Genomic DNA, 20,906 nt, shown 5'->3' on the forward strand with positions numbered 1-20,906 from the left:
AGGATAGAATCTCCGACTTCGAGTTCCTCCAACCACAGAAGATAATTGAAAAGATAACAACGAGACACGCCATGAACCTGTGCGAGGGTTCCAAAAAGAGTCCAAGTCCCTGTTCTAACTCGAATGTTCACTCGTTTCATCTTTAATTTACCCGGACTGGATTGATACAAGGTTCTGCCCGCTTTTTTCCCCAGACGTTTCGTAGCAGAAAGATACTTTCCATAGGTTCTCAAAAGTTCCGGGATTTTCCTAGGGAGCAGTTTGATATCTTTTTCGGAGAAACGAACCCAAGTATCTTCCGGAATCAAAAGAGTAACCGTTTCGGAGCGATTCTCTCCAAGAGTCGAACTGATTTTAGAATCGGAGCTAATTAACAAAGTTCCCATACTACATACGGTTCTGGGAACGGGTTCATGCGGATCGGATTCGTGTGGAAAACGAAAATTTTCTTAAAAAAATAACGTAACTCGGATACGGCGTAAGGGAATCGAAAAGATTTTGGTTTATCGAATCCTACCGCCGAACGGATCCCGTTTTGGAAAAACGATAACGCTCATTTTAGTTTCATCCCGGTGATCAATTACCGTTTTTGCCGAATATGACTTACAAGTTCTCGCCATAATTTTTTATATCCAATACCATCCTGCGGATCGCGTTTCATACTCAGAGAGCCATATTGAATCTTCGAACCCGATATTTGGAAGATGAAATAGGTATATCTTTTAACTGTAATACGAATTTCCTTGTTTTCTTCTTTGTTCTTAAGATGATCCCTCGTTAGAATCGTCCATTTTCCGAACTGAAATTCCTTATTATCCAAAGACAAAATATAGGAATAGAGTTTTGTAAAGTTGGAAGTAGTGATTCCGTAAATGTTTTCATCAATCCAAAGATCTAAGTCGGGAGTTTTTCTTGCGTAAAAATATTCGTCTTTCCATTTTTTTGAATCGATAGAGGGCCGAGTCGAAACTTTTAGAATCGCCTTTTCTTCTTCCATGCCGAGATACGTAACAACGTGTAGATCCGAACTCTTTCGAACCAAAGTCTGAAATTCTTCAGCGCTGATTTCTTTCGGCTTATCACAATTGAAAAATATCATTGTGGAAAAAGTTAGAACGAGATAAAAAAAAGATTTTTTGAATTTTGCTCGATCCATGTAGAATAAGTTTCTTGAAATGCTTTTGAATCAAACCCAAGCCGGTCTGGTCTTTCATCTCGGATTTTGCATCTACTTATCTTTCCGAAAGTGGAATGTATTTTCTGCCCATCTCACCCGCGTAGATTTGTTTCGGACGAGCCTTGCTGTAGTTTCCGGAAACTCTTTGTTCTCTCCAGTGCGCCAGCCAACCCGGAAGTTTGCCGATCACCTGCATCGCGGTGAACAATTCTTTCGGAATTCCGAGAGAATGAAAAATGACGGCGCTGTAGAACTCGAGGTTCGGATACAAATTTTGATTGATATAATATTCATCATTTTGCATGTACTCTTCGATTTTGAGAGCGACTTCCGCGATCGGACCCACCGGATTTTTTTTGTAAAAATCGTGGAACAGATTGCTTGCGATGATCGCTCTTTTGCTTTTAGAGTCGTAAGCCTTGTGGCCGAAACCGTTGGAAAATAATCTTTCCGAATCTCCTTTGAATTTTTCAAAGTATTCCGCGACCGTTTTCCTGGATTGGATGATGTCTTCTATAAGGCCCACCGCCGCAACCTGACGACCGCCTTCTCTCGAACCCCAAAGCGCGTTGATCGCGGAAGAGATGGAAGCGAACAAGTTGGCTTGAGTGGAACCGATCACCTGCACCGTTGTGTTGGAAACGTTTTGTTCGTGGTCCGCGTAAAGAATCCAGAGTTGATTTAGAATCCGATCGATATCTTCCGACGGAACGTAATCCTTGGAAGGGATCGAAAACAACATATAAAGAAAGTTCGTACAATAAGGATGTTTATCCAGAGGATATACGAAAGGTTGACCGACGATTTTTTTGTAGGAGAAGGCCGCGATCGTTCTGATCTTTGCGAGAAGTCGCGCGGAATGATCGATTCCTTTGTCCAAAGATTCTTCGTATTCTTCCGGATAATAACTGGAAAGAGAGGTTACCATCACAGAAAGGACCGCGAGAGGATGTCCTTTACCCGGAAAACCGTCGAATAGATTGATCATGTCTTCGTGAATCAAGGAATGTTTGGAAAGTTTCAGAGAGAAGTCTTTGAGCTGTTGTTCCGTCGGAAGTTTTCCGTAGATCAAAAGATAACTGGTTTCGACAAAGGTGGAATGTTCCACGAGGTCCGCGATGTCGTAACCCCGATAATGAAGTTCTCCCGAATCCGGATCTCTTCTGGAAATTCGGCTAACGGCGTACGCGGTGTTAAAAAAGCCAGGATCGTAGGAGATGAGCCCGGTTTTTTGATGAAGCTCGCGGATATCGATCCCTTTTTTACCGTCGGTTCCGGAAATCAACGGCAACTGATAGGATTTTTCCCCAACTTTGATTTCAATGAATTCACTCATACCGATAGGGAACCTTAGAGAATGTTATGCGTCAATTCTTCTAATTAAGAGCGAGTCGATTTTGTTCGTTTCTTCATGTCTCGAATCCAACTGAAACAAAAGAAAATCGAAATATTCTTGTTTTCCTAACGATCGCGAAGCGATCGCCCTGACCCCTGACTTTCTATCCACTGATTCCTAAAACCCCGGCATCTTGTAAAGTCCTAAAATCGGGGGGCGTGTCCCGGCGAAATCTCTTTGTTTTACTCCGCCGGGTCGCGCTCTCGGTTTCAATCTGCAAAGCGCCATTTTATATTTTTCTAATATAACAATGGTTTCGTTTTTTGTCCTTATCGTTTCGATTTTGAACGGCGCATTGCAGTATTTCCACCTCGATCGCTCACGCGGTTGTAATAGAAATGTTCGGTTCTCATGTCTTGAACCCAATCTTACTACTTAACGTGAGTTCGATATAACAAATGCGAAAGCGATTGATTATATGTTGCGATCATAGAGAGCAACACTTTAGTTAAATTCCGAAGGAACTTTCGCAAAAAGCGCGGTCGCGAGCCGGTCCGCTATGAAATTCGCGAAGCGATCGCCCTGACCCCTGACTTTCTATCCACTGACCCCTAATAAGCTGACCCCTATTCACTAACCACTGACTCCTAGTACTCGCTTGCGAACATTCGATTTTTATCCCGGACGATCGCGAGAATATCGTCGATCGCGAATAGATCTCTGGAACCTCTTTTCATCGAAAAGGGAGCTTCGTAAAGAAGACCTAAAAATTCGACCGGAATCTGTTTGGTGAAAACGATATCGTCTTGTCTGATTTTGCGGATCACGTTGAGTCTGATTTTTTTCCAACCTTCGAAGCTGAGATGAGTGATTAGAATTTTCTTAACTTCTAAAGTGGAATCCCGGAGCAAAACGTAGAGCGAGGCGCCCGATCCGGAAGAATAGATGTGAAACTGAAATTCCTGTACGAACCCTTTCGTTTTCCAGGGTTGTTCCCAAAGAATTTCGAAGGATTGATTTTTTTCGGCGGGAACTTCCAAGAGAAGACTTCCGGAAGAATTTCTTTCCGGGCTTAACAAAAGGGAAGAGGTTCTTATATCCGGAAAATATTCCTTGGGTAAACGTGTTTTGAGATTTTTAGAACTCCATTCTTTCGTTTCGAAATCTTCCACGATGATTTGTTTCCAAATTTCCGCCGAAGGTTTTTCCTGCGCTTTCAACGAGAAGGACAATTGAAATAAAAATAGTATTACAAGGAAAAGGTGATTGTGTTTCCGGGTAAAAGGAACGATTGAGAAGGACTTTTTTTTCATAGAATCGGTTGACAGTCTCCTTCCAAATGTTTCCACTATCCGAATATCGTCAAAAAACTAAATCTCTAATATACAGGAGTGTAAAATGAAGGGTTCTACTCTCGTAAGACTCGCAATCGCTTTTTTAATGTCCGTTAACGTAACGCTCGTTGCCCAGGAAGATCTGGATGAAGGTTCTATGCCTCAGGCAAATACTCAAGAACAATCCGGAAGTTCAACGCCTGAAAAAACCGCTCAGAACACTGCTCAGGGAGAGGAAGTCAAGAAGGCCGATCTTTATGTGAACTCCAAAAGTTCTTTTGAAATTTCCGCACAGGATGATTCGAGCACGGTCGACTACATCGAATATAAACTCGGTGAAATGGATTATGCAAAGTACACTTCTCCGATCGCGATTCTTAAGGAAGGTGTGAACCGCCTTACTTACAGAGCGGTGGATAAAGCCGGAAACAAGGAACCCGCTAAGGCGCTCGTAGTCGTGGTGGATAACACCGCTCCGACCGTGAAAATCGCTCCGAGTGAAATTCTTTACAACCTGGACGGATACAACTACGGATCCAAGAACGTAACGTATACCATCTCCGCAATCGACGCTCTTTCGGGAGTTAAAGAAGTAAAGTATTCCATCAACGGCGGGGACATGAGACCTTACGACAACCAGCCGATCAAATTGGAGAAGGCGGGTGTGAATCTGATAAAGTATTCCGCTATCGACAACTCCGGAAACTCTTCGTCCGAAGCGATCCTCGTGGTAACCTTGGACGATATAAAACCCGAAATTGAAATCCAAGGAAACACTCCTTTGGTAATCATAGACGGAAAAACGTATTCCAGAAAAGGAAACTCTTTTGCGATCAAGGCATTGGACGGACAATCCGGAATCAAAAGAATTCTGATTAAAACGGATAACGCTCCCGATTTCGTTCCTTATGCGGAAGCGATTACGATCGACGCTCAGGGCGAACATACGATCGAAGCGAAAGCGATCGATAACGTAGGAAACGAAAGCGAAACCAAAAAAGTCAGCTTCTCTGTGGACGTGAACCCGCCTACGACACAAATTCGTAAAGTAGAAGCCGGTTCTAACGGAAGCAAACCTGCCTCCGAGTCGTCTACTCCCGCTCCTACAAAGCCGACTCAACCTACAAAACCTGCAACTCCGCCTAAAAAATAAGAGTTAAAAAAAAATCGTCAGGATTGAAAAAACCCGGAAATTTTCCGGGTTTTTTTACGCCCTTTAAACGTTTCAAAAGAACCGTAAAGGGTAATGAAACTCCGGAAATTATTGGATTATTTTCTACCCGTCGATTGCGAGTTTTGCGGAAGATACGATTCTTTCTCCTCCAAAATCGGAGTTTGCAAACTCTGTCATTCGGAAAATTCGAGTTCTCCGATTCGTCCGCAAAGTATATGCAAAATTTGTAAAGAAGTACGAACGACGGAGGAATGTTTCTATTGTAGTTCGAGAAACGTATTTTTCGAAGAACTGAAGTTTTTACGAAACAGAACTCCATTTTTGGCGAAGGTGATCAACTGCGTCAAATTGCGTTCGGTTTATCCGCTTTCGATTTATCTTTGTTTAGGTATGAAGAGAGAATTAAGATCCTGGAAGAGCCTGAGTTTTTCCGGAATGATTCTCATGCCCTCCACAAAAACAAAATGGTATTCCAAAAATAAAAGAAGGCCGTTTGAGTCCTGCGATTTCGCACTGAAACGATTACGGAGTATTCTTCCTTTTCCGTTGATATGTCCGATCGAAAAGATAAGCGATGAAAAACAGGCCGGTAAAAGTTTAACGGATCGTTTTATCCATGCAAGACTTGCTTTTCGAATCAAAAAGGAATATAAGGGAAAGTTAAGAGGAAATTATCTCGTAGTCGACGACGTGTTTACCACGGGGGCTTCCGCAAACGAATTGGCGAGAATTCTCATTCAAAACGGAGCCGAATCGGTTCGAATTTTTACCTTGATTCGAACGGAAGGAAAGGGGCTTACAATTGAAAAAGACGTTACGGATGTTTAGCGGTTTGTAATCTGACTTAAATCGAATATGGAGCCACGCAAAATCATTCATGTGGATATGGATGCGTTTTATACGTCCGTAGAACAAAGGGATTTTCCGGAATACAAAGGGAAACCCTTGGTTGTGGGCGGTCCACCCAATAGCAGATCCGTCGTTGCGGCCGCCTCGTACGAAGCTCGTAAATTCGGGGTCCGTTCCGCGATGCCTTGTTCAAGAGCCGCACAACTCGCACCTCGGGCGATTTTCGTACTTCCCCGTTTTGAGGCGTATAAGGAAGTTTCCAAACAGATTCGTGAAATTTTTTTGGAATATACGGATCGAGTCGAGATGTTGTCCTTGGACGAAGGATATCTGGACGTTACATTCAATAAAAAGAATATTCCATTTGCCGTAACAATCGCGAAAGAGATCCGCGCCGAAATTTTAAAACGCACGGGACTGACCGCTTCGGCGGGAGTCGGTAATTCCAAATTCATCGCCAAACTCGCCTCCGAAAAAAACAAACCGAACGGGCTTACCGTTGTTCTACCCGACGACGTGATTTCTTTTATCGATCCTTTGCCGGTGAGTAGTTTTCACGGCGTGGGGAAGGTCACGGCTCGGAAGATGGAGGAGCTTGGAATCCATACCGGAAAGGATTTAAGAGCGAAAAACATAGACGAACTCATTCCACATTTCGGAAAGATGGGAATTTATTATTACAAAATTTCCAGAGGGGAAGACGAACGGGAGGTCCAGTCTTTCCGGGAGCGAAAGTCGCTCGGAGCGGAAAATACTTTCGATCAGGACAAAACGGATCGGGAAGATTTACTGGCTCAACTGAGGAAAGTTGCGGTTGAAGTGGAGAGAAGGTTGAAAAAAAGGGACTTTGCCGGTAAGACCCTCACTCTCAAAATCAAATTTTACGATTTCAGTCTTAAAACAAGATCGACAACCTTGTTCGAGCCGATTTTCGGCGCGGACGAACTTTATTCTACGGCAGCGGAACTTTTTGAGGAATTTTTCGAGATCAAAGACGGTAAACGGACGGCGATCAAACCGATTCGGCTTTTGGGAATCAGTATTTCCCATCCGAATTCAACGGACGAGGAGCCGAGTTTGTTTAATAATTTATAATATTCAAAAAATAGAATTTTGTTAAAGGTTTGTCCCAAAATCGGAAAGAAAATTTGCGGGAACTCCCCCGCTGGGTTTTTGGGACAAGCCTTGATTACAACTTCAATCCGCCCCCGATCATAAAAATCGGTTCGTTAAAACGATAGGAATATACGGACCCTTTTAAATCGGTTTTTCGATATTGTAGAGTTATATTGAAGAAGTAGGATTCCGATTCCCATTGAACGCCCGTTCCCGCAAAAAGTGCCGTTTGTGTCAGAGGTTTGGAATAAATTCCGCTTTCATAACTTTTCCCGAACCCGAATCCGCCCTGAACAAACCAAAAAATCGAGTCCGAAAGAGAAACGTAATATTTGACTCCCGGCGAAAGCGAAAGAGTGGCTATCGTGAATTTGCCGTGTTTATCATTTTTAAAATTTCCGCCGAGTTGATTGAACAGGAACGAATTGAGGGACGTGCCGGCTAACATCTGATATTCCGGCGTCGAGTTCAGATTGGCATTTGTAACAAGTCCGATCCAAGGGGAAATGTTTCGATCCGGAAAGGAATAGGAGTTTTGTTCGAGTCCGAGTGAAAAACCGAAATTGGCGCTGCGACGATATTCGCCGTTAAAGGAGACGGTTTTAACGTCTACGGAATATTTTTTTTCGAAATAAGGATCGATATTGACTACCATCGTCAAAATATCCGTCAAATTGTATCCGCGATTGAAACTCGGCTTCTCCGTAACTTGGGAACTCCACGCGGAACCGTTCAAAGAAAAGTAGAATTTTTTAATATTCTTATCTTCCTTTTTTTCCTCTTTCACTTCCGATTTTTTAATTTCCGAAATGAGAATTTTTTCAACCAGAGTCAAATCGATTTTTTCGGTTTTGCCCGTTTCGTCCACGACCAAAATGTGATCGGCACGCAGGGAAGTTTTGACGTTTTCGACCGTTTTACCGTCCCTTAAAAGAACCGTGTCCGCAAAAATCTTTCCCGAATTCGACAAAAGATAAAAGTAAAGAATTCCTCGAAGAATTCCGAACCTTCGCATTCCGCCGCGAAACATAATTTGCCGAAAACGATTCAAAATGAAATCGACTCTACATCCTTGGACGGAATTACTCTTTTTTTACCTTCGACTTCGATGATATATCTGTCTTCGTACTGAATCAGATTTCCCTTTAATTCGACGCCGTCTTTCAGCTTGATCGTTTTGTTTCCTAAACGCACGGGTTCTTCCTTTTTCGGTTCGGTTTTCGGAACGATTTTTTTATCTATTTTAGAATTCGGTGATATACTTTCGATGTCTTTCGTTTCTTCTTTAGGAGGTTCGACGGATTTGAAATTTTCAATACGGTTCGCAAAATTCTCCAGTTCTTCGATATTGTGTTTTTCCAAAGAAACGGTCTTTTTTTGCGAAACGGAATCTACGATCGTCTTTTGCATTTCCTCCAAAAGAACGAAAGTTTCCTTCGGATTTGTCTGCTTTTCGTTCAAAACAAGAAGGGGATTCTGCGCCGAATCCTTTTGAAAGAATAAGGATTTCGTTTCCAAGGAAGAATTGGAAAGTTTTTCCGAAGAAATATCGTTCCAGATTCTTTCATACTTCGCTTTTTGTTCGGGATCATTTGCGGTTTGTACGTCCAGAGAATGTTTTACGAACTCTTCCTTTTGTTTGTCCAATAAGAACGGAAGCAAATAACGAACCCCCGATCGAACTTCCGCAGAGCCGTCCCAAACGTTCACCTTGTAACGATCCTCGGAGTTTTCGATCCATACCTTGGTTCCGGTCAATCGAATTTCGGTTCCGCTCAGATAGATTTTAGTTTTTCCCTCCACATCCGTCAAAGTTTCGTTTAACAAAAACTTTCCTTTTTGCAGAAAGATGGAAAGTTGATAACCCTGCGATTCGGCCTCTTGAACCGATTGCGCCAAATTCAAAACTCGGATTTCCGAATTCGGAAAAACTCTGAAATGCAGTTTGCCGTTTATTCTAACGTCGCAAAAAGAATTTGAATCCAACCGAACCCAATCCGAGCGTAAACTTTCCGGATTACAATTGCCCGTAACTTCCATCGGGATCGGTTCGGTTTTGCGGAACGTTTCCGATTTGAAGATCAGGGATAAGGAAACGATTAAGGAAATGATCGCGGCGATAGCCAGAAATTGATTCCTAAAGTTTCCTTGAAATAAACTTGTTTTAGGGGTCGAAGATTCGATAAGAATTTGCTCGAGTCCTATCTTGTGTTGTTTCAGACCCGCTTGCGTTTTTACGTAGTTTTCGTATCTTTTTTTAAGATCGGGATGGAGTGTTATGATTTCGTTTAATCTTTTGTCCTCTTCCGATCCGGTTTCTCCGAAAAGGAATAAAGACATCAATTCTTCGAATTCTTCGTGTAGATCTTTTTGTTCCATGATTACAAAACCACTTTTCTTCTTTCTAATTCTTCTCTGAGCAGATCCAACGCCTTTAACAGTTTTCTACTGACGGTCCTTGAAGATATGTTTAACGCTTGTGACGTTTTTTCCAAAGTATAATTGTTAATTTCTTTTAACAAAATGATGCTCTTTTCCGGTTCGGGCAAAGAAGAAATAATCTCTCTCAATTCTTTTTCCACGATCCGCGTTTCAATGGTCTGAATAAAATCATCTTCCACTCGGAGAGATTCTATAAAAGTACCGCCTTCTTCTACCAACAAATCCTTCTTTCGCTTTTTTCGATATGAATAGTATGTATTCTTTGCAATTGCCGCGGCCCAAGTGTAGAAGCTCCCTTTTTCCGCCGAAAAATTCGGAAAGGATTTGTAGAGATTCAAAAAAACTTCCTGGGCTATATCTTCCACTTCTTCCGGATCGGCGGAAAGATATCGAATTACCTTATAAATCGAATCCTTGTAGTTCCGATAAAATAGAGAAAAATCGTGATCTTGGCCTAACTTCATAATCTATACTCTATATATAAGAATTCAAACATACTCTGGAAATTTCTCTCTTTAAAAAAAATCGGTTCGATTTCGTCTATTTAAACCGAAAACGGTTCTCCGAATAGAAAATTTTCAAGATGCAAGCAATCAAACTATAACTCTGTAAGAATCCTTTTTTTTGAATTTGATAAAGTATAAACTAGCGCCTTAAGTTCTCCTTTCAATATTAGATTTGTTTGAGAAAGAATCCAAATGGATTCTTTCTCGATTTTTTCCGATCGCCGATGTTGGTCGGCCGATCCTACTTCACTTTAACGAGCTAATGATGGTCGGTAAGTGAAAGACTAGGTTTTTCCTGGCCGTGTTTGTCAAATTATCCGTTCCGCTCGTAGCGTTCGGTCTATCCGCGGCATTCAATTGGGGAGAGAATACGTTATCGGCTGCGGTCGAGTCCCAGAAAAGCGCTTTGTCTACGGAAACGTTAAACAGTAGATTTCCTTCTTTTCCCTTGTCCGTATCTAAATCCAGAATGAGGATATAAGGATCGCGTTTTCCTAAGGAATTGGCGGAAGCCGGTAATTTGAATTTTAATTTTTTGGATTTATCGGAAGTTTCGATTCCGGCGTTATCGGGAGGGTTTAGAAAATCGTTCGGTCTTTTGAAGTGCTCTTTAGAACCGATCCCGTTGATGAAAGAACCACTGTTCGAATCGATAAAACCTTCGAGATAGTTACATCCCGGACGCGGAGACATTTTTTCCTCTTTGGGAACAAGATCCCAAAATATAAAACTTGGGGAATTTTTAAAAGAAGGAAAACACTCTTTGGCGAATATCGGCGTGACGACGTCTCCTCTTTCGGCCAAACCCCAAAAAATACCGGAAGCGCCGGGAGAACCCGCGGGGGGAGTCACATTCATATTCCACTTCCCAATTGATTTTTATTTTGTTTCATCGTATTGAACCTCCAATGAAATCTCGGGAGAAATATTAATAAAAAAAGGAAAGAGTGAGACAGGTTTTTGAAAAAAAGATGAGAGTTTTTGCTATTAACCGATTGTTTATTTGATTTTATCTCGAAAATTTTCGATATCTGCGGAGAGGATTCCTTTGATAAAAGAAGTTTCTTTCGTCATTGTCCTTATGAGAAAATACAAACATAGAAAGGAGCCGACGAGCTCCTTTCTATGTTTTCGGTTCGAATGGAATGGATCGATTTCCCTCGAATTCAATGAATTGGCATCGTCTTTATCGGAATCGACAAAGACCTTTCACTTCGTCTCGCTAAGAATCGTAGGTAAATGAAAGATCAAATTTCTTCGGGCGGTTGTGCTCATATTGTCGTCTCCGCTCGTCGCGTTGGGTCTGTCGGCAGCGTTGAGTTGGGGAGAGAATACGTTATCCGCCGCAGTCGAATCCCAGAAGAGGGCGTTGTCTATGGAAACGTTAAACAACAGATCCCCGTTTTTCTTGGAAGAATCCAGATTTACAATCAATATGTACGGATCTTTCACGTCCAAATTGTTGACGGAAGCGGGAGCCTTGAATTTAAGTTTTTGTGCCGCAGAATTCCATGGGATACCGGCAATCGAAGGCGGATTGAGAGTGCGGTCGGGTTTTGTGAAAGGGTTATAATCATCCGAAACTCCAACCTGTAGTATGCCGCCTGAACTCGAGTCGATCGCTAATTCACCCATTTGACAAGAGCCTCCCATTTCTTCAGGTTTTAACAATTCGGAAAAGATAAAACTTGGAGAATTGACAAAGGAAGCGGGACAATCCTTACTAAAAAGTTTCGGGCTTACATCGCCTCTTCCGACGGTATTACTCAGGATAGTATTTGGAGTCGGGTTGTTTAGCACTAAATCCACGTAACGATACGAGTTTTCAGGAACGTCTTTCGGATCGAAGTAATAGGTAAAATCCCTTGCGATGATTCCCACTCGATCGTAGTCCTGTTTCTCTTCATCCGGAATGGGAGAGATCGGGAGAAAAGCGGAACTCGAAGAACCGCTTCCGGTTTGTAATCCGATCGGCATAAAACCGGTCTCACATACTTTAGAACCGGGAACTGGAGCTCCGGGCGCTTTGAACATTACAAAATTTGCATTTTCTAATGTTTCCTTTCCCTTCGCCGGTCCTCCCTTTGCGACCGATTTGTAAGCGAGAACTTGGCAGATGCCGATGGAAACCGCAGCCGGTGTGATGAAATGATCGTTGAATCCGTCTCCCGCACCGTCTCCGTAGTTTTGCGGATTGTCTCCGCCGAGATCGGTTAAAAATCCGGACGCGGAACCTACTTTGAATTGGGACGAGCCTGCTTGAGTGCGGGCAGCCGCGAGTGCGCTCGTGTTGGAAATCCGAAACTCGGCATTTTGACCCGAGCTGAGTAAGATTGCAGCCAATAATAAATCGTTATTATTGTCCTTATGGTTTTTGCAACTTACAAACAAAACAAGCGTGACAAACGCGGCCAGCTTAATCCCGTACAATTTGCTTTGATTCTGTTTTATCGTATAAACCTCTAATGAAATTACGAAATAGAACGAAAGAGTGTGCCAGGTCTCGGAGAGAAATCGGAAAATCCTTGGAGAATCGCATTGATTTCCATTTTCGTTGGTCTTGGGACGACTGGATTCGGGTATAAGGAAATTTTAGAAGGAACGGAACGAAAAAGAACGAAGTAAAGGCCAAGATCGTGGGATCTTAATCCCTAATACATAGCTACTATCTAAACTGATCCCTACCCACTGACCCCTAGTACGTGGGAACTCCGACATTTTTGTGGAACGCAGTGTCTCGCTTCTATTGGCGCTCGACAGGTTTTGGGACAATCTCTGAATCGATTTTCGGGACCTTGATTATTTCCATTTTTCTAATATTCTTAAGATATCGTTCCCGAACTTTTCGACCTTTGCGGAGCCCATCCCTTTGATTAATGAAAGTTCTTCCGGAGTTTCCGGCATCGCATTTGCGATTTGAACGATGACCGGATTTTGAAGCACCATAAATTTTTTCCATTTTCTTCTTCTGGCTTCCCTGTCTCGAAAGTTTTTCAATTCTTGGATCACGTTCTTTGCGGGAATAACTTTCTTTTCGCCTTCCGCATCGGGATCTTTTTTCTTTCTCGGGGTTTTAATGATAACGGTCGACGCAAGGATGAGTTTCGGATATTTATCTCCGACGATTTTCACTTTTTTTTCCGTAATCCATTCGTCCAAAGTTTTTAAAATCGCTTCTTCCGGAATCGAACGCAAAGAACCGTACCCGACCAAACGATCCAATTTCTTTCTCAGAATTTCGTTAGATCTGGAACCTCGTAAAACACCCGCGATCATTCTTTTACCGAACTTACCGGGGATCTGTTCTAAAACTCGTTCGATCGTTCCCAATTCATCTTCGGAGAAATCGTATCTTTCTTTTTCTTCTCTCTTTTGTTTTTTATCCTCTTCCCTTTTGAGAAACTGATCCCTTCCGTCGGCAACGGAGAAAGAATGCGGAGATTCTTTCTCCGAACAGATGTCGCAGGTTTTGCAAGACGCGACCTCTTCACCGAAATAAGAACAAAGGATTTGTTGTCTGCATCGGTTGGAGACCGCGTATTCCTTGACAAAGGAGAGTAACGTTTCTCCGCCTTTTCGATTGTTTTCTTTTCCGATGATGAAACTCTGAGTTACAAGATCCGAGGGATGGAAAAAAAGAATACAGTCCGAAGGTTTGCCGTCCCTTCCGGCTCTTCCCGCCTCCTGATAATAACTTTCCAAGGACGCGGGCATTTGATAATGAACGACCAAACGTACGTCCGGGTTATCCAAACCCATGCCGAACGCGTTAGTCGCCACAAGTACGTTCGTTTTACCGGTGTTATATCCGTCTTGAGCTTTTTCCCGACTTGAATCCGTTCTGCCCGCGTGATATTTGCCGACTTTAAAACCGTTCTTCTTTAGAAAATCGTAAACCGATTCCACTTTTTGCCGGGTCGCACAATAAATAATCGCCCTTCCGTTTGCGGTTTTTTGAAAGTTTCCTCGGATCAAAAGTTTTAAGAGTTCGTTTTCCCTCGAAGTTTCGTTTTGGGGAAAACATACGGAAAAGTTGAGATTTTTCCTATAAAAACTTCCTTGGATCAACGCCGGATTTTTGAGTCCGAGAGAATCCGATATGTCCTTTATAACTCTGGACGTTGCTGTGGCGGTTAACGCGATAATCGGTATCGGGTTAGAACATCTGTCCCTAAGTTCGTGGAGTTTTCGATATTCCGGTCTGAAGTCGTGTCCCCATTGGGATACACAGTGCGCTTCGTCGACGGAGATTCTTGCCAGGGGAAGTTTCGGGAGAATTTCGAATACCTGTCTGCTCAACGCTTTTTCCGGCGATAGATATAAAATTCGGATTTTACCCGTGACGGCTCTGCTGAGAATCCTGAGCTGTTCCAGATCGTCCTGTGTGGAATTGCAGTATTCCGCGGCGATTCCCTTAGCTTTGAGAGAATCGACTTGATCTTTCATCAAGGCGATCAAGGGGGAAATGACAAGAGTCAAAGAAGATTCGTCCAAAATAGCCGGAAGTTGGTAGATGAGAGATTTTCCTCCCCCGGTGGGAAGGATGACTAACGTATCTTTCCCGTTCAAAACGGATTCGATCGCCTCTTTTTGGCCGGTTCGAAATCGGGACATTCCCCAGACTTTTTTAAGAGAGGATTCTAAATTTTGAATGTGATCGTTTTGTTTCGAATTCATTTGATTTTAATAAATTATACTTTTTGCAAGTAAAAAGTCTCCCTTTTGCGGGGCTTTCCCGCGCCGGAGATCGTTATGTTACTTGCGAATCTTTCGATAGAGGAATCTTGCCGGATGCAAAAATTCCAAAATGGAGGATTCGACGGGAGCGGGTTCGCCCAGTATCAAAGACGCAAGAATCTCCGCACCTAAAAAAGAACTCAAAATTCCTCTCGAACCCAAACCTCCGAAAACGTATAAGCCCGGAATCGTTTTGAGATTCGGATACGATCGGTTCCGATTTCGAGGCAAATCGATTTCTTTGTAGGTTTCTCGAAATTCTTTCGGATCGAAGACGGGCCCTAGGATCGGAAACCGATCCGGAGTTTGCGCTCGAAATCCCACCGTTTCGGAAAGAACGGAACGGAAGTCGAAATTTAAAGTAGGGTATTTGGTTTGAGCGTATTGTAAAAGTCGGTCCGTATCTTTTTTTTGAGGCGTCGGATCGGGGTCGAACTCGTCGAACGTGGAACCTAATACGTGTTCCCCTTGGATGGAAGGGGTCAGATAGTGTTCCGCACAGAGTATGTTCTTAATACGGGAGGAATTTTTAGTTTCTCTTAAGGATACCAGTTGTCCCCGAACTTTTTTTATAGGAAACGGTTCTTCTTCCAATAGGGAAAATAGAAGTTCCCCGATCGAATTAGAATTACAGAATATAACGGAATTTGCAAATATTTCCCGGTCGGATTCTTTGAGTCCGACTTTCCAATCGGTTCGGCTTTTTGTAAAGTCGATTCCGCACTTTTCGACCGAGTTTACGGTGCCTCGTATAAATTCGATTCCGGGTCGATCGGCGCATCGTTTTGCGATCGATCCGGGTCGGGTCCAAAAACCTTTCGGGAAAAAAACTCCCGGTTCGTTTCCGCAAATGGTTTCCTTCAGAAAATCGGAGTCGGTAGACTTCCAAGATACGATTTCCTCGGAAAGTTTATGGTTTTCGATGCTCTTTTGCAGTCGTTCCGAGTTCGTCTCTTCCGTTACGCTATGAAACAATCCGGTTTTTCCGAATTGATTTTCGTCGGCAAAGGAGGAAAGAAAGGAAAGTGCGTATCGAAAGGCGCGTAACGTGAATAGGCTGATAGGCCCTGGAATTTTCGTGAGGTGAGGATGGGATATCGCGATCGGAATTCCGGAGGTTTCGTTTGCGATTCCGGAAGGGTCGATCAGTAAAACCCTTACTCCTCGTTTTGACAAGGAGTAAGCAAGGGTAGAACCCGCGATCCCCGCGCCGATGATCGCAGCGGTTTTGATATTCGTTTCCGGATCGGAACGTTTGCACCAAGGTTTTTCTTTCGGAAAGGATTCCTTCGTTTCCGAAACGGGACCGGAATAACTTCCGGTCAACATCTCCCTTTTTCTTCCGAAACCGGGACGTTTTTCCAACGTAAAACCCGCCGACGATAAGGAATCTCGGACCTTCCTTGCCACCGTAAAAGTGGAAAACGTAGTTCCGACTTTCGAAACGTTCCTTAGTTTTTTGAGAATCGATTCTTCCCACATCTCCGGATTTTTAGAAGGGGCAAAACCGTCCAAAAAAATCGCGTCCGCTTTTCCTGAGATTTCGCATAACGCGTCTCCGACGTCTCCCAAAAAAAGAATAAGATGAATGCTTCCTTCCAGAAATCGGAAATAGTTCATTCCGGGAATCAGATCCTGATAGGAGGATAAGAATTCCTTTTTGATTTCTTCCAGTTCCGAAAATGCGGAAAGTGCTTTTGAAATTTCCTCCCGATTCAGAGGGAATTTTTCGACGGAGATAAAATGGAGTCGAAACCGATCCTTGTGTTCTACGTATTTTTTCCAAGTCGTAAGGAAGTTGAGCCCCGTGCCGAAACCCAATTCCAAGATACAAAAAGAATTTTGAATATTCAAATTTTTCCATCTATTGGAAAGATCGTTTCCTCCTATAAAAACGTGTTCGGTTTCTTCGAGCCCGTTTTCGGGAGAAAAGTATATGTCGTCGAATCGATCGGATACGGGAGTGAGATCGTTTTTCCAGGAAAGCATCAGATTTTAGGCGGTACGGGTTCCGTAGGTTTCGGAGGAGCGGATTCGATTCCGGGACCGCTGTCTTTACGAAGTAAATCTTCCGAAGTGGGTCTGGACAATTGAATTTCTTTTCGAACTCCGATTCGGAACGTGTTCATCATCAGATAAAGATCGTGATAACCCTCTCCGTTGGCGGTCGGCGCCGTCTGGGTGATCGGAGTTTTGCCGAAGTTTCCGATACTGGATACGTCTCCCTGATCGCTGCTTTCGTTGTTTCCGATACTCGATAATTCCAAGTATAAGTACAGGTTATAGAAGATCGTATCCTCAAAAAAACGGCCTATATTATATTCATATAATACTTTAAATCCCGCGATTGCCCTTGTTTGGTTTCGTGTGGTGGAAACTCTGAGACCCCTTTCCAAAATGTCAAAGTCGTAAATACTATAACCGAGATTGATTCCGAGTCCGAAATTCCAATTTTGAAGTTCCCAAAAACCCAAATAGAGAGTCGCGTAGGCTTGGTAGTCGATGTATAAGTATTCCGCTTTTCTGGCAAAAGGTTCGGGAAGCGGATATACTCCGTATAAGGTTTGTTCGATCAGATTGGAATATGCCCTTCCGTCGTCCGGAAAATTGAGGAGGTTTCCTCGAAAGGTTCTAGGGGACGTGATCGTAAAACCGTAAGCGACGTAGTTTAGAAATTTCAAATAACCCGTAAAAGGAAAACCCGGCAATCTTCTCGGAATGGAACCGATCGTATAAAAGGGAACCGATTTTGCTGGATCCTCATTGACAGCACGATCGGCTTTTTCAGGAACTTTGAGCCCGCCGTTCGTTCGGACGAATTCTTCCATCGAGTTGTATCTGGTAAAAAAATTCAATCGTGTGGAATCGACTCCTCCCGTAAGAATTATGGATTCGAAAAATGATTCGAGAGTTCTACAGGAAGTCATACAACAAATCCATAACGATAGAACGAAGATTCTTTTCGATACGTATGTGTTGGATTTTCGATCGTCGGAACGGCTCATCTTTTACTGACATTCTTTTACGATTCATTCCGAATTCCAAGTCGTAATTGTAAAAGAGGATCCTTGACCGAAGGGCTTTGTAACAAAATTCTGGTAATCGATCCGTTTATGTCAGTGAAAGGCTCCAAAATTCCGAAACGATATCCCGTTTCGCTCGCTCCGATGATGGATTGGACCGATCGACATTTTCGATATTTTTTAAGACTTATTTCCAAACGGACTTTTTTATATACGGAGATGATTCATACGGGCGCGATCCTCTGCGGTGATCGTCGTCGATTTTTATCTTACAGTCCCGAGGAATTGCCACTTGCGATTCAGTTGGGAGGAGACGATCCGAAAGCACTTGCACAATCCTCAAAAATCGCCGAAGACTACGGATACACGGAGATCAATCTGAACGTGGGTTGTCCAAGCGATCGAGTGAGGGAAGGAAACTTCGGAGCTTGTCTGATGGAAACCCCGGAGAAGGTCGCGGAATTGGTTTTTGCGATGGACGGTAATGTTTCGATTCCCGTAACCGTGAAATGCAGAATCGGAATTCCCGGTAAGGAAACTTTCGAAGATCTATGTCGGTTTATAGAATGTGTTCGCCAAGCGGGTGTTAGGCGATTTATCGTTCATGCAAGGATCGCGATCTTAGGCGGACTTTCTCCGGCACAGAACCGTCAAATCCCTCCCTTACGTTATGCGGACGTCGAAGCGTTAAAGGAGGAATTTCCCGATCTTTTGATCGAGATCAACGGAGGAATTAGAACTCTTACTTCGATGCGGGAAAGACTTAAAAAAAACGACGGAGTAATGATCGGAAGGGCCGCGTATGAAACTCCTTATCTTTTTTCGGAGGTGGATTCCTTATTTTTTCGAGACGATTCTCCTTCTTTGAGTAGAAGGGAAATTCTGTTTAGGATGAGGGATTATATCGAAGAAACGGTTTTGAAAGAGAAGAACGGAAAGCCGCATCACGCGCTTAGACACATGTTGGGTTTATTTCATGGAGTGAAAGGCGCTCGTAGTTTTAGAAGGATTCTCACGGAAAGAATGTATTCCGATTATTCGAGCGATCTTTTGTCGCAGGCCGTTCAAGAGATTTCGAACGAGTCCTTGGATTTGATTCCGTTAAAAATCTTATAACGTGCTTCAAGAATCGCCGAAGTTATCTTCAGAAGAAGACAGAATTTGTTCTACCTTATGGAATTCTTCCTCATACCAATCTGGTTTGAAGGATCGTTTTCTAAAAAAGGAGGCATAAACGGTTTTCCAGACTCGTAGAGAAAGGATAAACAATATGCGTTTAATTCCTCACTTCTGGTAGGATTTCCATGTTTATTCAGAAGTTGATTCAATAGCATCTCCTTGGATTTTTCGTTTTTAATCCATATAATAGGATAAGGTTTATTGCTCAAAACTCCCTTGAGGGGTCGCGGTTCTTCTAGATAGAACTTAAAATGAGTATTGGTCGTTCTAGCTAATAGAATCAATACTTCAACGGAAATGACGAATTTTAATTCGGTCGCAAATTTACTGATTCTGAAACCGATATCGATTTGAGGGCCTATATAATCTTTAGTTTCATTTCCATTGCTATCGGAAGTGATCATTGCATTGATAACGGGAAAGCCCGCAATCCAGGCACAACCTTTTAATGATAAATTTTTATCCTTTATATTATAAGAATAATTGAAAACCGCTTGGGAAAATGCTTTTACAAGATATTGCACTTCTTGGTGTTTTTTGATTTCACACTCGAAGATCAATTCGTCTCCAAGGGATTTCCATAACTTTTGTAAGGGTAACTTTAAATTTTGAAACAAAGAGGAATTTGCTTCAATTTGATTTAAGAATGTGATAGGAAACTCTTCGTAAAAAGTAGTGAAAAAACGCAGCCAATGATTTTGAGATTGGGCTTTATTTTTGTATTCGGTAGAACCAACGATATCCACCGATAAAAACAAGATAACTTTACGACTTGAAAATGGAGTCGTAACGGACATCCGCCGCCTTCCGTGAGACTAAAAAATGTGCAGCTACGTAATCCATATTATGATGCGAAAACTTTTCCACTACATCCTTAAATTCTTGTTCCGGCATCAAGAAGGCAGCGGCGAACCAGTTCGCTTGCCATTCGCAAAGATTGGAGCCGCTTCTGGCGGCAACGATCTGTTTTTGGCCTTCTGAAGAATGCAGAAAATAGTGGCCTAACTCATGCGCTAAAGAGAAACGATTTCGTAACGGGCCTGTGAAGTTCGAAATATAAATTTCGAACTTATTCTTATCGTACACACGAATGGAAGCATCCTGAGTATCATACCATTCTTCTAAAGATACGTAATAGATCTTACCTCCTAAATCTTGAATTACAGGTTCTAAATCTGTGCCTGCGTGGTACTTTAATTTTTGCGCAATTGATTCAGCCGTTGCAAAAATGGCCTGCTTCGAAAGATGATGACAAGCTTCGGCTTGAGGAATATTGCTTGAGCTTATCATACGATTAGTATTTTTTTGGTTTTAAAAAAATCAAGAAAAAAACTTAGCTTCTTTAAAAGAAAATAAGTTTTAGATGTTAGGGGATAAGAATTGGGGGATTTAGTATTTACGCTTTCGAGTGACGTAGTACATGGAGCTGGATATCCACGGAGAGTGTAAAGTTTATACGCTAACGCCGGTTATATTTAGAGTGACGTCCCAAAACGTCTCGAATTTTTTCGTTATCGAATTCGTTCCTGCAATTTTCGTAGGTTTTGGGACGAGTTCTTAGGCCGACGTTTGCGTTTCCGACGGGATCGCTCATCTCAGCTTCGCTGAGAAACATTGAGTTTCCCGCTTCGCGGCTTTTGTTTGTCTGCTCCCCACCATAACCTTACCCACAAGTACGTGGATCTCAAGATAAATCTGTCGGAATTACGACAAATCTTCTGTGAAACTTACGCCCCACCCTAATTTTGGGTGGTGGGGCGGGAGGTGGAAAGGCTCGGGAGGCTTTTCTCTATCAGAAAATCATACTTTTTGCAAGTAAAAAGCTCCATTCTTGTCGGAACACTTGAAAAATGTGCGTTTTTGATCCTTCTTATTCCAAAAACCTTCTTAACTTGTGGGTAAGGTTATGGCTCCCCACGGGTCGCTCGATTAGTGCGGCTTAGGTTGCAATCTAAGTATTTGTTGGGTAAGGTTATCTGCTTCCGACGGGATCGCTCATCTCAGCTTCGCTGAGAAACAACGCTTTCGCTTCG

At 42.7% G+C, this 20,906-nt stretch carries 17 protein-coding genes and 2 pseudogenes; 4 read left to right on the forward strand and 15 right to left on the reverse strand.

Features of this window, described 5'->3' with window-relative positions; genetic code table 11:
- The 4 genes and pseudogenes from LEP1GSC194_RS00225 to LEP1GSC194_RS00240 form a co-directional block, all read right to left on the reverse strand.
- Nucleotides 1-386, reverse strand: a 386-nt coding sequence (locus LEP1GSC194_RS00225; RefSeq protein WP_020771726.1) for a DUF1564 domain-containing protein, incomplete at its 3' end; no start/stop codon positions are given.
- Nucleotides 387-580: 194 nt separating this feature from the next.
- Nucleotides 581-1,214 (reverse strand): annotated as a pseudogene (locus tag LEP1GSC194_RS00230) (hypothetical protein).
- A gap of 18 nt (nucleotides 1,215-1,232) precedes the next feature.
- Nucleotides 1,233-2,513, reverse strand: a complete 1,281-nt coding sequence (locus LEP1GSC194_RS00235) for a citrate/2-methylcitrate synthase (RefSeq protein ID WP_020771717.1) — start codon at nucleotides 2,511-2,513, stop codon at nucleotides 1,233-1,235.
- Between the two features lie 647 nt (nucleotides 2,514-3,160).
- Nucleotides 3,161-3,826 carry a flagellar filament outer layer protein FlaA gene (locus LEP1GSC194_RS00240; RefSeq protein WP_020771716.1) on the reverse strand — a complete coding sequence of 222 codons (666 nt, stop codon included), beginning with the start codon at nucleotides 3,824-3,826 and terminating at the stop codon, nucleotides 3,161-3,163.
- Nucleotides 3,827-3,911: 85 nt separating this feature from the next.
- Here LEP1GSC194_RS00240 and ompL47 point away from each other — a divergent pair, with 85 nt between their 5' ends.
- The 3 genes from ompL47 (at nucleotide 3,912) to dinB (ending at nucleotide 6,965) form a co-directional block, all read left to right on the forward strand.
- Nucleotides 3,912-5,000 (forward strand): multi-beta-barrel domain surface protein OmpL47, encoded by a 1,089-nt coding sequence (gene ompL47 / locus LEP1GSC194_RS00245; protein ID WP_020771719.1) that lies wholly within the window; start codon nucleotides 3,912-3,914, stop codon nucleotides 4,998-5,000.
- 93 nt (nucleotides 5,001-5,093) lie between these two features.
- The gene (locus tag LEP1GSC194_RS00250; RefSeq protein WP_020771730.1) at nucleotides 5,094-5,849 is read left to right on the forward strand and encodes a ComF family protein; all 756 of its coding nucleotides are present in this window, start codon (nucleotides 5,094-5,096) and stop codon (nucleotides 5,847-5,849) included.
- A 27-nt stretch (nucleotides 5,850-5,876) separates the two neighbouring features.
- Nucleotides 5,877-6,965, forward strand: a complete 1,089-nt coding sequence (dinB, locus tag LEP1GSC194_RS00255; RefSeq protein WP_036040455.1) for a DNA polymerase IV — start codon at nucleotides 5,877-5,879, stop codon at nucleotides 6,963-6,965.
- 94 nt (nucleotides 6,966-7,059) lie between these two features.
- On the opposite strand, the gene LEP1GSC194_RS00260 is transcribed toward dinB, so the two are convergent.
- The 8 genes and pseudogenes from LEP1GSC194_RS00260 to LEP1GSC194_RS00295 form a co-directional block, all read right to left on the reverse strand.
- Entirely contained in the window at nucleotides 7,060-8,016 is a 957-nt protein-coding gene (locus LEP1GSC194_RS00260) for a hypothetical protein (protein ID WP_020771722.1), read from the reverse strand.
- Between the two features lie 17 nt (nucleotides 8,017-8,033).
- Nucleotides 8,034-9,365 carry a FecR family protein gene (locus LEP1GSC194_RS00265; RefSeq protein ID WP_020771714.1) on the reverse strand — a complete coding sequence of 444 codons (1,332 nt, stop codon included), beginning with the start codon at nucleotides 9,363-9,365 and terminating at the stop codon, nucleotides 8,034-8,036.
- A 2-nt stretch (nucleotides 9,366-9,367) separates the two neighbouring features.
- Nucleotides 9,368-9,892, reverse strand: coding sequence for an RNA polymerase sigma factor (locus LEP1GSC194_RS00270; protein WP_017809110.1), 525 nt, complete (start codon nucleotides 9,890-9,892; stop codon nucleotides 9,368-9,370).
- Between the two features lie 288 nt (nucleotides 9,893-10,180).
- Nucleotides 10,181-10,783, reverse strand: a pseudogene (gene srpA, locus LEP1GSC194_RS00275) (sigma factor sigX-regulated lipoprotein SrpA); the annotation flags it as partial.
- Nucleotides 10,784-11,143: 360 nt separating this feature from the next.
- Entirely contained in the window at nucleotides 11,144-12,385 is a 1,242-nt protein-coding gene (gene srpA, locus LEP1GSC194_RS00280) for a sigma factor sigX-regulated lipoprotein SrpA (protein ID WP_051185230.1), read from the reverse strand.
- A 348-nt stretch (nucleotides 12,386-12,733) separates the two neighbouring features.
- Entirely contained in the window at nucleotides 12,734-14,611 is a 1,878-nt protein-coding gene (locus tag LEP1GSC194_RS00285) for a RecQ family ATP-dependent DNA helicase (protein ID WP_020771723.1), read from the reverse strand.
- Between the two features lie 78 nt (nucleotides 14,612-14,689).
- Entirely contained in the window at nucleotides 14,690-16,660 is a 1,971-nt protein-coding gene (mnmC, locus tag LEP1GSC194_RS00290) for a bifunctional tRNA (5-methylaminomethyl-2-thiouridine)(34)-methyltransferase MnmD/FAD-dependent 5-carboxymethylaminomethyl-2-thiouridine(34) oxidoreductase MnmC (protein WP_020771720.1), read from the reverse strand.
- Nucleotides 16,660-17,676, reverse strand: a complete 1,017-nt coding sequence (locus tag LEP1GSC194_RS00295) for an LIC10647 family lipoprotein (RefSeq protein WP_017809768.1) — start codon at nucleotides 17,674-17,676, stop codon at nucleotides 16,660-16,662. The genes mnmC and LEP1GSC194_RS00295 overlap by 1 nt, the downstream gene beginning before the upstream one ends.
- Before the next feature lie 108 nt (nucleotides 17,677-17,784).
- On the opposite strand from LEP1GSC194_RS00295, the gene dusA reads away from it, so the two are divergent.
- Complete coding sequence (dusA, locus tag LEP1GSC194_RS00300) at nucleotides 17,785-18,810, forward strand: tRNA dihydrouridine(20/20a) synthase DusA (RefSeq protein WP_036040467.1); 1,026 nt, start codon at nucleotides 17,785-17,787, stop codon at nucleotides 18,808-18,810.
- Nucleotides 18,811-18,860: 50 nt separating this feature from the next.
- Here dusA and LEP1GSC194_RS22800 read toward each other — a convergent pair whose 3' ends face one another.
- The 3 genes from LEP1GSC194_RS22800 to LEP1GSC194_RS22095 all read right to left on the reverse strand — a co-directional run bounded on the left by LEP1GSC194_RS22800 (nucleotide 18,861) and on the right by LEP1GSC194_RS22095 (nucleotide 20,488).
- The gene (locus tag LEP1GSC194_RS22800) at nucleotides 18,861-19,397 is read right to left on the reverse strand and encodes a hypothetical protein (protein ID WP_162265799.1); all 537 of its coding nucleotides are present in this window, start codon (nucleotides 19,395-19,397) and stop codon (nucleotides 18,861-18,863) included.
- Nucleotides 19,398-19,638: 241 nt separating this feature from the next.
- A complete protein-coding gene (locus LEP1GSC194_RS00310; protein WP_036040462.1) occupies nucleotides 19,639-20,163 on the reverse strand; it encodes an ImmA/IrrE family metallo-endopeptidase in 525 nt (174 codons plus the stop codon).
- A gap of 169 nt (nucleotides 20,164-20,332) precedes the next feature.
- Nucleotides 20,333-20,488, reverse strand: coding sequence for a hypothetical protein (locus LEP1GSC194_RS22095; RefSeq protein ID WP_017808104.1), 156 nt, complete (start codon nucleotides 20,486-20,488; stop codon nucleotides 20,333-20,335).
- Nucleotides 20,489-20,906: the final 418 nt, after the last annotated feature.

Source organism: Leptospira alstonii serovar Sichuan str. 79601 (genome assembly GCF_000347175.1).
GTDB lineage: Bacteria > Spirochaetota > Leptospiria > Leptospirales > Leptospiraceae > Leptospira > Leptospira alstonii.

Excerpts from the sequence above, each read along its gene's own strand:
- LEP1GSC194_RS00235 (WP_020771717.1), bottom strand. The coding sequence starts at position 2,513 with ATGAGTGAATTCATTGAAATCAAAGTTGGGGAAAAATCCTATCAGTTG.
- LEP1GSC194_RS00240 (WP_020771716.1), bottom strand. The coding sequence starts at position 3,826 with ATGAAAAAAAAGTCCTTCTCAATCGTTCCTTTTACCCGGAAACACAAT.
- ompL47 (WP_020771719.1), top strand. The coding sequence starts at position 3,912 with ATGAAGGGTTCTACTCTCGTAAGACTCGCAATCGCTTTTTTAATGTCC.
- LEP1GSC194_RS00250 (WP_020771730.1), top strand. The coding sequence starts at position 5,094 with ATGAAACTCCGGAAATTATTGGATTATTTTCTACCCGTCGATTGCGAG.
- dinB (WP_036040455.1), top strand. The coding sequence starts at position 5,877 with ATGGAGCCACGCAAAATCATTCATGTGGATATGGATGCGTTTTATACG.
- LEP1GSC194_RS00260 (WP_020771722.1), bottom strand. The coding sequence starts at position 8,016 with ATGTTTCGCGGCGGAATGCGAAGGTTCGGAATTCTTCGAGGAATTCTT.
- LEP1GSC194_RS00265 (WP_020771714.1), bottom strand. The coding sequence starts at position 9,365 with ATGGAACAAAAAGATCTACACGAAGAATTCGAAGAATTGATGTCTTTA.
- LEP1GSC194_RS00270 (WP_017809110.1), bottom strand. The coding sequence starts at position 9,892 with ATGAAGTTAGGCCAAGATCACGATTTTTCTCTATTTTATCGGAACTAC.
- LEP1GSC194_RS00285 (WP_020771723.1), bottom strand. The coding sequence starts at position 14,611 with ATGAATTCGAAACAAAACGATCACATTCAAAATTTAGAATCCTCTCTT.
- mnmC (WP_020771720.1), bottom strand. The coding sequence starts at position 16,660 with ATGCTTTCCTGGAAAAACGATCTCACTCCCGTATCCGATCGATTCGAC.
- LEP1GSC194_RS00295 (WP_017809768.1), bottom strand. The coding sequence starts at position 17,676 with ATGAGCCGTTCCGACGATCGAAAATCCAACACATACGTATCGAAAAGA.
- dusA (WP_036040467.1), top strand. The coding sequence starts at position 17,785 with ATGTCAGTGAAAGGCTCCAAAATTCCGAAACGATATCCCGTTTCGCTC.
- LEP1GSC194_RS00310 (WP_036040462.1), bottom strand. The coding sequence starts at position 20,163 with ATGATAAGCTCAAGCAATATTCCTCAAGCCGAAGCTTGTCATCATCTT.
- LEP1GSC194_RS22095 (WP_017808104.1), bottom strand. The coding sequence starts at position 20,488 with ATGTTTCTCAGCGAAGCTGAGATGAGCGATCCCGTCGGAAACGCAAAC.